Origin of the sequence: Xanthomonas sp. MUS 060 (genome assembly GCF_000963215.1) — a bacterium.
GTDB lineage: Bacteria > Pseudomonadota > Gammaproteobacteria > Xanthomonadales > Xanthomonadaceae > Xanthomonas_A.
The window spans coordinates 169130-182497 of record NZ_JZIM01000005.1; the positions used below are offsets into that span (position 1 = coordinate 169130).

At 65.1% G+C, this 13368-nt stretch carries 5 protein-coding genes and 3 pseudogenes; all 8 read right to left on the bottom strand.

What is annotated here, in order from left to right:
- Nucleotides 1-316: 316 nt before the first annotated feature.
- Nucleotides 317-2676, bottom strand: a pseudogene (locus XANALMUS060_RS07905) (Tat pathway signal protein).
- Nucleotides 2677-2860: 184 nt separating this feature from the next.
- Nucleotides 2861-3619, bottom strand: a pseudogene (locus XANALMUS060_RS07910) (Tat pathway signal protein); the annotation flags it as partial.
- 165 nt (nucleotides 3620-3784) lie between these two features.
- Nucleotides 3785-4093, bottom strand: a complete 309-nt coding sequence (locus tag XANALMUS060_RS07915) for a flagellar basal body protein (RefSeq protein ID WP_045737920.1) — start codon at nucleotides 4091-4093, stop codon at nucleotides 3785-3787.
- A gap of 391 nt (nucleotides 4094-4484) precedes the next feature.
- The gene (locus XANALMUS060_RS07920) at nucleotides 4485-6818 is read right to left on the bottom strand and encodes a S9 family peptidase (protein WP_045737921.1); all 2334 of its coding nucleotides are present in this window, start codon (nucleotides 6816-6818) and stop codon (nucleotides 4485-4487) included.
- 94 nt (nucleotides 6819-6912) lie between these two features.
- Nucleotides 6913-8484 (bottom strand): APC family permease, encoded by a 1572-nt coding sequence (locus tag XANALMUS060_RS07925; RefSeq protein ID WP_045737922.1) that lies wholly within the window; start codon nucleotides 8482-8484, stop codon nucleotides 6913-6915.
- A 117-nt stretch (nucleotides 8485-8601) separates the two neighbouring features.
- Nucleotides 8602-10314 (bottom strand): annotated as a pseudogene (locus XANALMUS060_RS07930) (DUF885 family protein); the annotation flags it as partial.
- A gap of 255 nt (nucleotides 10315-10569) precedes the next feature.
- Nucleotides 10570-11778 carry a Xaa-Pro peptidase family protein gene (locus XANALMUS060_RS07935; protein WP_045737924.1) on the bottom strand — a complete coding sequence of 403 codons (1209 nt, stop codon included), beginning with the start codon at nucleotides 11776-11778 and terminating at the stop codon, nucleotides 10570-10572.
- The gene (locus XANALMUS060_RS07940; RefSeq protein WP_045737925.1) at nucleotides 11775-13367 is read right to left on the bottom strand and encodes an aldehyde dehydrogenase family protein; all 1593 of its coding nucleotides are present in this window, start codon (nucleotides 13365-13367) and stop codon (nucleotides 11775-11777) included. Before XANALMUS060_RS07940 ends, XANALMUS060_RS07935 begins: the two co-directional genes overlap by 4 nt.
- Nucleotide 13368 lies beyond the last annotated feature (1 nt).

The window sequence follows — 13368 nt, forward strand, 5'->3', positions numbered from 1 at the left end:
GGATTCTCCTTGGCTGCACGCGGTGCGATCGGTGAGGCGTTCCCTGCATGGTGCCTGCATCTCATCGCCAGCGCCTGTGGACGAGTACGGAAACCAACGTGTCCACGCATGCAGCCGGGGCCAAGACGCCCGGACACTGCACGCACGACGACGCGCCAGGTTCCGCTGTGTCGTGCATGAATCCACCCTGAAAATTCACTGCACTGACACAATGTGCGCGTATAGCGGATATCCCGTCTTGTGGTATTTACCGGGAAACCGTGCGGAATACCGCACTGCCCCCCCAAGGGACGCTCCCGACGACTCCGCACGCAGCTCAACCGTAGACGGCGGCAATCGTCAGCGTTTCGGCACCGCCAGCCGGCACCTGCACGCGCTCGTTGCGCGGACCGGATAGTGGCACGCGCCGCCCATCCAGCATCACCTCGCGCAAGCGCGTGCCCGCCGGCACGCGCAAGGTCAACCAGGTCCGCGATGGCCGCGACGGCGGCAAGTGCATACGTCCGTCGATGCGCTGCCGTGCCGGATCAGCGCACAGACTCAACGACACCGCACCCCAGCGCGTCGGCGCAGCGGCAATGGCGATTGTCTGACCACTGCCCAGCCAGTCGCGCGGCAGCGCCCGCGCCAGGAACAGCTCCTCGCCGGCGCTATCCTCGAACACCAGCATCCAGCGCAGCAATAGCGGGATCGTCAACTGCGCCGGGATGCAGAACAACGGCATGCCGCCGGTGATGCCGCTGACCTCGCCCGCGGTCCAACTGCCACGGGTATGCACGTGATAACGATGCGCGTACAGGAACAGCAGGTATTCCTCGATCCGATCCAGACGCAGCAACTGCTGCGCGTAGCCGTAGGAGATGAAACCCAGCAGATCGCGTCCTTCGGGCGTGGGCGCGGTGATGTTGCCGACCACGCCGAGGCTGGTGCCGCCATGACCACGCACACAGTCGATGACCAAGTGCGCCAGATCCTCGGGCAACACGTCGGCCTGCAACAATTCGGAATAGGCGCGATGCGGCCAGCCCTGCTCGCTGGGCTGCTCCTGTTGCAGCGATTGCCGGAACGTGAGTTTCACGCCCGGCAGCGGGCCGATGTAGGGCGGGGTCAGGTCGCGCCGGATATTACCGCGCACGCTGCGCTGTAGCTGCGTGACAAGCTGCTGCGCATGCCGCTGCCATTGCGTGGCGCTGGCCTGCCCGCCGAGGCCGGCAATCGCAGGCCAGACCCCGGCGATGTCCCGCCAGCCGCGCACGGCCAGCGCGCTGTTGGCGTAGTAGGGTTTCCACCATAGCTGCGGATCGGCAGACAGACAGGCATCGGATTCGTTCCAGCCGTGGATCAGCCCGTGCCCTGGCGCCGCTGCCGGCAAACGCAGGCTGGCATCGTGCAGTTCCACCAGCACCTGCGCGGTGGCGGCGATCTTGTCGCGATGCTTGCGCAGCAGCGCCGCATCGCCGGTATAGCGCAGGTAGCGCGCCAGCAGGGACAGGGTCAGCCCGAACTGCCCAGTCTCCGCGCCGCGCATGTTGATCATGCCGTCGGCCTGCACGAAATCGCTGAAGTACCCATCCAGCACCGCCGCGGCCTGGGCGAAGCGGCCCCACTCCAGGTTGGCGTACAACGAACTGGTGAAGGTGTCCTGGAAACCATCGTATTCGTTGCCGTAGTAATCGCGGTCCACCGCGCCGTACTTGGGATAGGTGCCGCCTGGACGCACCACCAATTCGCGGGCGAAGGCAAAGCGCGCCATCGCGCTCCAACTGGGGTCGGGCAACTGTGCCTGCGCCATGTCGGCAAGCAGGCCATGCCAATAGCCAGCGAAGGCGAGCAGGCCACGGTAGAAATCCTCGGCGCTGCGTGGGCCGCGTCGCGGTGGGTAATCCGGGTAGCTATAGCCGTAGACCACCTCTTGCGGACCTTGCCATGTTCGACCAGCGCGCTGCGGTGCCAGGTCTGCACCACGAAGCGGTCCGTCGCCAACACATCGGCGAACAGCAACAGGTCGTAATAGCGGCCCTCGCCCGCGGGCACCACTTTGCGCACGGCCGGCATCCAACCGCCGATCAGGCCTTCGCGACGACGCTGCACCAGCGCGTCTTTGCCCAGTTCCGGGAACGCCTGCACCGCCCGGTAAGTACGCGTGCGCCCATCCGGATACACCGGCATGGTATCGGCGCATTCGCGAGTGCCCACAAAGGTGGTCCAGGGCAAGCGCCCGTTGTAGTCCTTCGCATCCAGTTGCGACGCTGGCGGCGGCGCCACGTCGCGTACCTCGTCCTGGCGCGGATCGCCATCGCGCAACAGGCGGTCGGCGAGCAGGTCGGCTTCGGCCATCGCCACTTCGGCCAGCGCCATGCCGAAGTACGGCGCTTGCGCGGCGGGATAGACCGGCTCGGTACGCTTGCCCAACACCAGCGCGCCGTCCGGGCCAAGCAGGGTCAGGTCGCCATCGGGATGGCGCAGGTCTTCGTACACCGTCCAGCGCACGCCTGCTTCATCGAAGTGGCACTGCATGGTATGCCCGACCAGCGCGTCGCTGGATAGCGCACGCAACGGCGGCAACGCGGGCGCGGAACGCGCGGTCGGCGTCGCCGTGGCGGTGCCGGCCAGCGCCTGGACACCGGCCACCGCCCCGACCGCCAGCCCCTGACGCAGGAAATCTCTCCGATCCATCGACCATCCTCGGATATAGGCAATCGTGCATCGTGCGCTGCGCGTATCGCAGCGTCTTGCGCGCTGTGCCGAGGATCGATGCGGAAAACCGCATAGCCGCAAGCCTTCCGCGACCTCACCGCGCTGTCACGACGCGGCACCGGCGCGATGGCGCGGCAGAACGCCTCAGGCGAGGACGTCTGCGGACCTTGCCATGTTCGACCAGCGCGCTGCGGTGCCAGGTCTGCACCACGAAGCGGTCCGTCGCCAACACATCGGCGAACAGCAACAGGTCGTAATAGCGGCCCTCGCCCGCGGGCACCACTTTGCGCACGGCCGGCATCCAACCGCCGATCAGGCCTTCGCGACGACGCTGCACCAGCGCGTCTTTGCCCAGTTCCGGGAACGCCTGCACCGCCCGGTAAGTACGCGTGCGCCCATCCGGATACACCGGCATGGTATCGGCGCATTCGCGAGTGCCCACAAAGGTGGTCCAGGGCAAGCGCCCGTTGTAGTCCTTCGCATCCAGTTGCGACGCTGGCGGCGGCGCCACGTCGCGTACCTCGTCCTGGCGCGGATCGCCATCGCGCAACAGGCGGTCGGCGAGCAGGTCGGCTTCGGCCATCGCCACTTCGGCCAGCGCCATGCCGAAGTACGGCGCTTGCGCGGCGGGATAGACCGGCTCGGTACGCTTGCCCAACACCAGCGCGCCGTCCGGGCCAAGCAGGGTCAGGTCGCCATCGGGATGGCGCAGGTCTTCGTACACCGTCCAGCGCACGCCTGCTTCATCGAAGTGGCACTGCATGGTATGCCCGACCAGCGCGTCGCTGGATAGCGCACGCAACGGCGGCAACGCGGGCGCGGAACGCGCGGTCGGCGTCGCCGTGGCGGTGCCGGCCAGCGCCTGGACACCGGCCACCGCCCCGACCGCCAGCCCCTGACGCAGGAAATCTCTCCGATCCATCGACCATCCTCGGATATAGGCAATCGTGCATCGTGCGCTGCGCGTATCGCAGCGTCTTGCGCGCTGTGCCGAGGATCGATGCGGAAAACCGCATAGCCGCAAGCCTTCCGCGACCTCACCGCGCTGTCACGACGCGGCACCGGCGCGATGGCGCGGCAGAACGCCTCAGGCGAGGACGTCGAGCAGATGCCCCAGGCTGTCGTCGGCCGCGCGCAGCACCCGCGCATTGGCCTGAAACGCATTGCGCGCGGATAGACCACCGACCATGTCATCGACCATATCCCTGCCCTGCCCGCCCGCCGCCTGCACCTGACTGACGACGCCGCCGCCAGCGGCCTCCTGATCCACCGGCACCGCGCGTTGGAAACCCTCGGTGGCGAGATTGGCGATGTTGTTGGCACGCACCTGCAAGCCGGACGCCGCAGCGCGCATGCCGGAGAGCGCGATCGAAGACGACGAAGCGATGGAGGTCATGGTATGCCAACCGGCGAAAGGGGGTTTGGAAGGCTATCGGCAGCCGCAACCGCAACTTGAGCGCGAAGTTGAAACGCGGGAGCACGCAGCGCGCAGTCCTCCGGTCGCCATGCAGCGTCGCGTTTGAGCCGCGCGTTTGCGGGCACCGCAGCCCGTGCGCCTCATTTCATTAGCGATCGGCTCCGCATTCCAGCGCGGCGTCGCTTCGTCCAGCAGATAGCGCACCAAGAAGTCGTACTGGCGGCGCTACACATCATCGATAGGACCGCTGGAATGACCCACAAAATGTTCGCGACCGGGCACAATGAAATGTATAAACAGATGCATTCTGTATCTGCACGCCCTCGGACCAGAGGGCGGCATCTTTGACATTGATGCAGACATGACCGGCTTATCGCGCAATTTGGCTGTCCAGGCCATTCCAGTGCGGTGTCGTCTCGCCCAGCAGATGTCGCACGAAGAAGTCGTACTGACGCCGTTGCACATAGTCGATGGGACCGGTGGAACGGCCCACGGAATGTTCGCCGCCGGGCACGTTGAGCAAGTCGAAGTCCTTGCCGGCCTTGATCAGCGCATTCACCACCTGCGCGGTCGAGGCCGGGTCGACATTGCTGTCCTGCTCGCCGACGATCAGCAATAGATCACCACGCAACTTGGCCGCGTTGTCCACGCCGGAGGCACGCGCGTAGCTGGCATCCACTGGCCAGCCCATCCACTGCTCGTTCCAACTGATCTTGTCCATGCGGTTGTCGTAGCAACCGGCATAAGCCACACCCACCTTGTAGAACTCCGGGTGCCGCTCCAGTGCGCCAAGCGTGCTCTGCCCGCCAGCCGATGCGCCGTAGATGCCGACGCGACTGAGATCGTAGGACCGGTCCTGCGCGGCCAGCGCTCTGTGCCAGGCGATGCGGTCGGGGAACCCGGAATCGCCGAGATTCTTCCAGGCCACATCGTGAAAGGCCTTGGATCGGTTGGCTGTGCCCATGCCGTCGATCATCACCACAATGAAACCCAGATCCGCCTGCGCCTGCATGCCGATCTGCTTGTCGCCACCGGCGTGATAACCGAATGGCCAGAACGTCTTGGGCACGAAGGAATCGTGCGGGCCGGCGTAGATGTTCTCGATCACCGGGTATTTCTTGTGCGGATCGTAATCGCGCGGACGCACCACCATGCCCCAGATATCGGTACGGCCATCGCGGCCCTTGGCCACGAACGTCTGCGGCGCGCGCCAGCCAACGGCCTGCAACTTGCTGATGTCGCCACGTTCGACCACTTGCAGCAGCGCGCCATCGATTGCATGCAGCTCCATCACCGGCGCCATGTCGGGACGCGAATACACGTCCACGTAATGGCGACCATCGTCGGCGATGGCCACGTCGTGGTCGGCATCGGCGTCGGTCAACCGGGTCAGCCGGCCACCGTCGAAATCCACCGCGAACAACTGCCGGTCGTAGGGATCCTTGCCCGCATCCATACCGCTGGCACTGAACCAGATACGCCGTTGCGCATCGTCCACCCGCAGCACATCGCGCACGATCCACGCGCCGTGGGTAATCTGCGTTTTGACCTGGCCGGTAACGCCATCGAACAGATACAGATGGCGCCAGCCGTCGCGCTCGGACACCCACAGGATCTCCTTGCCCAGCCCATCCACATCGTGGCGAAAACTGCGATCGGCATTGACGAAGGTCTTGGCATCCTCGCTCACCGCCACATGCGCGCGGCCACTGGCGGCATCCACCGCAATCGCGCGCATGTGCTGGAAACCACGCTGCACTGCATCGAAGACGAAGCTGGCACTATCGCCACGCCACTGGATCGGCGACAACTGATAGGGATTGGCGAACAGCGCATTGTCGATGATGTTGCGCCGGGGCGCGCCGCCGTGCGCTACTGCGGTGATGTCGAACAACACCGGACGCTCGATGTCCACCGCATCGCCGGGTTTGGGATACAACTGGGTGCGCACCAGCGGCTGACCGCCACCTGGCGGCGCCGCCTCCACCCGGGTCACCTGACGCGCAAAGCCGGGGCGTACCCGGTACAACGCCAACCGCTGCGAATCCGGCGACCAGGCGATGGTCTCCGGATCGTAAAAATCGTCGGCACGGCCATCCTCGGCGAGCCGCCACACCCGTCCATCGGCGCGCGCGCGCAGCACCACCGCATGACCGTCGACGTAGGCCTCCCAGCGTCCGTCGGGCGAACGCCGTGGCGTGTTATCCGCTGGCTGGGTCAGATCGCGCACCACGCCAAAACCGCGTGGTCGCGGCTGTGGGCCGCGATCGGCACGCGCGCAGACATACGTGGTCACGGTGCAGCGCCACGGCGTCTCGTCGATCTCGAACGCAATCGCCGCCTGCGCATGATCGCCCTCGGCCACATAGGCGAAACGCTCAAATGGCAGGCGCAGCGCCGGAAACGTGGTCCCCGTCGCGACACCCAACGCGCGCGCCAAGCGCACTTGATCGAACGCTGGCTGCTTGCGCTGGCTGACCACGTCCTCAAGGACGAAGGCGAAGCCGCCGGGCACCGTCTTGCGGTAATAGAACGTGCCAGCATCGCGCCATTGCGCCGGCCAGCTCACGTTTTCAGTCAAGCCGATCAATGCCTCGCGCAAACTCAGCGAACGCTGATAATCGGCGACACTGGGCGCGGCCTGAACGGCGGCGGCGGCGAAACACGCCGCAGCACCTACGATCGTTGCAACAACTCTGTTCATGCTTTCCCCATCCACAGCAGATTCGCGGTTTCTCGCAGCAGCAACCGCATCGGATACAGCACCATCTGCCGCTGCGGCAATGCAGACCGCTCGCTTATTCTCCGTCGTCCTCTTCCAACGCCAGCGCTTCGCTGGGCAGGCCGGTATGCGCGCCCCAGTAGTAGCAGCCCAGCGCGATCACCGCCACGCTGAGCGTATCCCAGGGATGCGCGATCTGCCCAGTACCGCCGAAGGTGCCAAAAAACGACACCAACAGCACCAAGGCAAAGAACGCGATCAACCACAGCACGCCACGCACCTGTTGCCACAGGCGCACGCGACCAGCGGCGTCGGGCAACCGATAGAGTACGTACAGCGCGAACATCCCGATCTGCAAGCCGAGCAACCACGACAGCGTGCTCCAGGTGGACCAGTACACGATCAAGGCGGCGACGATGAACGACAACGGGCCCAGTAGCGCCATGCCGCGTAACCGAAACGGACGCGGCATCCCCGGCGCGCTGCGTCGCAACGCGGCGACCGTCACCGGTGCCACCGCGTAGCTCAGCACCAGCGCCGCCGACACCACCTGGATCAAGGTTTCCCACGACGGAAACGGCAAGGTCCAAAATACCGACAGGCCCAGGCTCAGCCACAACGCCGGACGCGGAATGCCGGATGCCGCATCGACCCGGGTCAGCACCGGCAGGAAACCGCCGCTGCGCGCCCAGCCATAGACCACGCGCGGCGTGGCATTCATGTAGATGTTGCCGGTGCCGCTTGGCGAAATCATCGCATCGCAAATCACCAGCGTCGCCAACCAGCCAATGCCCAACGCCAGCGCGATATCGTGGTAAGGCAGCGAGAAGACCTTGTCGATGCCGCCCCACCCCTGCGCCAGGTGCTGTGTCGGCACGCCGCCCAGAAACGCCAACTGCAGCAGGACGTAGATGACGGTGGACAGCGCCACCGACAGGATCAACGCAATGGGGATATTGCGCTGCGGATCGCGCACCTCGCTGGCCACCGAGACGATCGGAGTCAAACCGAGATAAGCGAAGATGATGCCGCCAGCGGAGATCGCCGTCTCCACCCCAGCCGCACCGAACGGAGCGAATCCATGCACGCGCAGGTTGCGTGCATCGAAGTGCGCCATCAACAGCACGATCACCAAGACCGGCACCAGGAACTTGAACACGCTGACGATATTGTTGGCGGTGGCGAAGGTCTTGACGCTGTAGTAATTGAGCAAAAAGAACGCGACCAGCAACGCAAGTTGCAGCAACCAGCCGGCGATGCTGGGATGGGTGCTGCCGGCCTGGCTGAGCCACGGGAACCACGCCGCCGCATACTGCCGCGCCGCTTCCACTTCGATCGCAATCAGGCTGGAGAACGCGATCAAGGTGATGAAGCCCATCAGCCAGCCGAGCAAGGCGCCATGCGAATACTCCGGATAACGCACCACGCCACCGGCGCGCGGCAAGGCCGCACCCAATTCGCAATAGACCAGGCCCAGCATCAAAACCGCCACACCGCCAGCGATCCACGACACGATAACCGCCGGACCGGCCATTGCCGAGACATGGCTGGCCGAAAACAGCCAGCCGGAGCCGAAAATCGAACCGAGCCCGATGAAGGTCAAATCGGTGAGGCTCAGTCGCTTATGGAACTTACCTTGTGCCGCCATGGTGTCCCTCGCTGGATCTCAGTTGCATTGGCCAATCACCGGGCGTCGCCGCCCGTGCACACGCCAGCGCACGGCGGCGACCGCCGTTCGCCAGCGCGAGGCGTGGCGACGCCGGCATCACGGTGTCGGTGCCGCATCCACCGCGCTGGCCCACGGCGATTTGCCACCTTCGGCGATGAAACGCGCGATGCGCTGTTCCAGTACCGGCAACGGCACCGAGCCGGTTTCCAACACCGCATCGTGGAAAGCACGGATATCGAACTTCTCGCCCAGCGCGCGCTCGGCCTTGCGCCGCAGCTCCAATATCTTCAATTCGCCCAGATAATAGGACAACGCCTGACCGGGCCAGCCGATATAGCGGTCCACCTCGGTGGTGATTTCGTGTTCGCTGAGGGCGGTGTTATCGCGCAGATAGGCAATCGCCTGCGCGCGAGTCCAGCCCTTGTGGTGAATGCCGGTATCGATGACCAAGCGGCACGCACGCCACATCTGATAGGTCAGATAACCGAAGCGGTCGTAGGGCGTGTCGTACATCCCCATCTCCTGCCCCAGGTATTCCGAATACACCGCCCAGCCCTCGCCGTAAACGGAGATGAAGCTGTAACGCCGGAAGTCCGGCAAGTCCTGCTGCTCGGCAGCCAGCGGCATCTGCAGCGCGTGGCCGGGCGAGGATTCGTGCAGAGTCAGCGCGGTCAGGTTGTACAACGGTCGCGACGGCAGATCATAGGTGTTGACCAGATAGATCCCCGGACCACCACGACCGCCGGTATAGAACGGCGCCAGTTCCGGCGGCACCGGCTCAATTGCGAAACGCTGCCGCGGCAACCGACCGATGTAATCGCCAATCTTGGCATCCACGCGCTTGGCGATCCACGCTGCATCCTTGAGCAGTTCCTCCGGTGTCTTGGCGTAGAACTTGGGATCGGTGCGCAGGTAGTGCAAAAAGGCCGGGAACGTCGCTTGCCCGGCCGGGGCGACGAAGCCGCTGGCGGCGATGGTCTGGTCCATCTGCTTGCGCAGCTTGGCGACCTCCTTCAGTCCGATGTCATGAATCTGCTCCGGCGCCAGATCCAGCGTGGTGAACTCGCGGATCTGCGCACGGTAGTACGCCACACCATCCGGCAGCGACTCGGCGGCCAGTGTGGTGCGCGCCTTGGGCTGATATTCCTCGCGCATGAAATGCAGCAGCCCGGCATACGCCGGCACCACGCTGTGGGCGATGGTCTCCAACGCCTGCAGGCGCAATTGCGCCTGCGCCTGCGCCGGAATGCTGGCCGGCATCTGCTTGAATGGAGCGTAGAACGGATTGGCTTGACCAGCAGCCTGCGCCACGTCGGCGATGGATTGATCGCGCCCGGTCAGCGTCACTTGTGGCTGGCTGAAGCCACGCGCCAGACCGGCGCGCATGTTGACGATTTGATCGTCGAAGTAACGCGGAATGTCGGCGAGGATCTTCAAATAACGCTGGTAATCCTCGCGCGTATGCATGGTGGAGCGCGCGCTGAAACCGAGATCGCTCCAGAACGAACTATCGCTATTGAACGGCATCTCCCAGCTGTGGAAGCGCTGCTGGTTGAGCAGGACCACGATCTGCTCGCGATACACTTGGTAATCGACCTGTTCCTGCGCCGACAGGTCCGCTGGCTTGATCGCGTCCAATTCATGCAACACCTGCTGCCAGTAGGCGGTGCGCTGATTCTGCGTCGCCAGGTCCACCTTCGGCAGATGGTCGGCGGGAGCGGCCTTGCCGTTTTCGTCGTCGGCACCAGCGAATTGCTCCTGCCGCCACGCCCACTCGCGCTGATACAGCGCCTTGAAGCGCACACTTGCCTGCTTGGCCGGCGTCACCGCCGCCTGAGTTGCCGCCACAGCCATGCCGCTGTGGAAGATCACAGGACAGACCAGCGCCAACGACAATGCCGCGCGAAATGTGGGACTCAGACGCATTGCGATTTCTCCGATGGAGCAGACGGATCGGCCATACCAGCGACGGCCAGGAAACACCAGTGTGCAGTAAAAGAAGGAAGCTTCACCCAGATGTGCAGCATGGGCCGGCGTCGGCACATGCTGCACATCGCACCCGCATCAGGCGAACGGGCGGTCGATCGCCGGCGACGGCGGCGTGAACCACTGCGCGCCAGTGTCGGTCACATAGAAGTGATCCTCCAGACGCACACCGAATTCGCCCGGCACCACGATCATCGGCTCGTTGCTGCAGCACATCCCCGGCGCCAGTGCCAACGCGTTGCCGCGCACCAGGTATGGCGCCTCGTGGATGCTCATGCCGCAGCCATGACCCGTGCGATGCGGCAGTCCCGGCAAGCGGTAATCCGGGCCGAGGCCGGCACGCTCCAGCACCTCGCGCGCAGCCGCGTCTACGGCGGCGCAAGCCACGCCGGGACGAACTGCGGCGAACGCCGCTGCCTGCGCGGCATGCTCCAATTGCCAGATATGCCGCTGTTTTTCGCTGGGTTCGCCGAAGATATAGGTGCGGGTGATATCGGAGTGGTAGCCCTGCACAGTGCAACCGGTATCGATCAACACCAACTCACCGGCACGCAACGCCTGCACGCCCGGAATACCATGCGGATACGCGGTGGCATGGCCGAACTGCACGATGCAGAACGTAGACCCGTTATCGGCACCGAGCGCGCGGTGCGCCTGATCGATGAAACGGGTCAGTTCCGCCGTGGTGATGCCTTCGTGGATCAACCCTGCGGCCAGACGTTGCACCTGCAAGGTCATGTCGCACGCCTGCTGCATCAACGCCAACTCCGCCGCCGACTTGCGCATGCGGCAGCCATCAACGATTGGCGCCGCGTCGCGGATCGCGACCGTCCCCAGCACCGCCGACAAGCCGGTATGCACGGCGAACGCAATGCCTGGATCCAACGCCAGCGTCTGCGCGTTGCATTGCGCCAGCGCCTCGGCGACCCGTGCGTGCGGATCCTCGTGTTCCTCCCACAAGCATTTGCGTACAGGCAGGCACAGCACCGCATCCAACGATCCTTCCTCGAACGCCGGACAGATCAACAACGGATCGCCCGTGGCGGTAAGCAGCATCGCCACCAGGCGCTCGCTCGCACCCCACGGCACACCAGTGAAATAGCGCAGGGATGCGCCGGCACCGATCAATAACGCATCCACGCCGTGTGCGCGCATCAAGGTGCGCGCATCGGCCAGACGCTGACGGTATTCCTGCTCCTGGATCGGTGGCGCACGGCGTGGCCACGGCGCAAGCTGCGCGTGCGCCGCCTCCAGGCTTAAGCCACCGATCTGCGCCGCATCGCTCATGCACTGCGCTCCACGTCGGACACACTCCAATAACCGTCGATCAAGCGCTGCACGCCACCAGGATTGCGGTCGCGCAACACGACCGGCAGCATGTCGTCGGGCACACCATCGTAGCTGTGCAACGCGGCGAAACGGCGAATCGCTGCGGGCATGCCAACCGCAGTAAAGCCCGAGTGGCCAGTACTCGGATACGGGCCACCATGATTCATCGCCGGACTCACCGCCACGCCAGTGGGCATCTTGTTGCAGATCAAACGCCCGACACGCGGCCGCAATGCCGCAATCAGCGCGGTGCAAGCCAGATCGTCGCTACCATCGGCGCCGCGATACACGGTGCCGGTGAGATTGCCTTCGAAGCTGCGCGCCAACGTGGTCACCTGCGCCAACCCAGTGCTGCGCACGATCAGACTGACCGGCCCGAACGCTTCGGTCTGCAAGGCCTCGGGCTGCTGCAGAAACTCCTCGGCCGACACGTGCAGCAAGGTGGGCGCATACCGGTACCCAGGTGTCGTCGGCGCCTCGCCACCCACCAGCAGGGCGGCACCCGCGTTACGCAGCGTGGCCACGCTGCGCTGCAGGTGCTCCAACACCCCACGCGAGAACAGCAACGCTGGCGCAGCGGCGGCAAAGTGGGTGATCGCCGCGGCGACGAAAGCATCGCCCGCATCGCCTTCCGGCACCACCACGATGCCCGGGTTGGTACAGAACTGACCGCTGCCCATCGTGCAAGAGGCGAAGAACTCCTGCGCCAGCGCCGCGCCGCGCTCGGCCAACGCACCAGGCAGCAGGAACACCGGATTGACACTGGACAGTTCGACATAAGCCGGCACGCCGGCACGGTCGGCTGCGGCCTTCAGCGCCAGACCACCGGCGCGACTGCCGGTGAAACCGATCGCACCCAGCCGCGCATCCCCGGCCAATTCCAGACCCAAGGTTGTGTCGAAGTGATACAGCAGCTGCACCGCCGCCGTCGGCAGGTCGTGATCCAGCAATGCCTGGTGCGCAAGCTGCGCCAAACGCTGACTGGTCGCCGGATGCGAGGGATGCGCTTTGGCGATGACCGGATTGCCTGCGGCAATGGCCGAAGCAAAATCGCTGCCGGCCACCGCGTTGAACGCGAACGGGAAGTTGTTCGGGCCGAACACCAGCACCGGCTTGTGCAAGGATCCCAGTTGCGCACGTAAGCCAGCGGCGGTGTCGATCACCGGCTGCGTCCAGCTATGGCTGCGGACCGCCTGCGCGGCCTGGCGCAACTGGCCGCTGGCACGCGGCAGTTCCACCTTGGCCAGGCGCGGCTCGACCGGCAAGCCGGTCTCGGCATGCGCCAACGCGACCAAGTGCTCGCCATCGGCATCGATCGCCGCAGCATAAGCATCCAGGAAGGCGGCGATGCGATCCGGCTCGGCCGCGGCCAGCGCGTCGGCAACCAACGTCGCCGCGCTCAAGGCCGCTTCCAGGTCGGCGGCGCCGCTGACGGGAAACTCCGGACCAAACGCTGTGCCATCGCGTGGATCCTCGGCGCGGAAACGACCACGCTCTTCCAGCGAAGGCTGCCAATGGCCAGCAAGCAACAGCGGTTGGATGCTCATC

Bases quoted from the DNA above. Each gene is read 5' to 3' on its own strand.
- XANALMUS060_RS07915 (WP_045737920.1), bottom strand. From the start codon at position 4,093: ATGACCTCCATCGCTTCGTCGTCTTCGATCGCGCTCTCCGGCATGCGC.
- XANALMUS060_RS07920 (WP_045737921.1), bottom strand. From the start codon at position 6,818: ATGAACAGAGTTGTTGCAACGATCGTAGGTGCTGCGGCGTGTTTCGCC.
- XANALMUS060_RS07925 (WP_045737922.1), bottom strand. From the start codon at position 8,484: ATGGCGGCACAAGGTAAGTTCCATAAGCGACTGAGCCTCACCGATTTG.
- XANALMUS060_RS07935 (WP_045737924.1), bottom strand. From the start codon at position 11,778: ATGAGCGATGCGGCGCAGATCGGTGGCTTAAGCCTGGAGGCGGCGCAC.
- XANALMUS060_RS07940 (WP_045737925.1), bottom strand. From the start codon at position 13,367: ATGAGCATCCAACCGCTGTTGCTTGCTGGCCATTGGCAGCCTTCGCTG.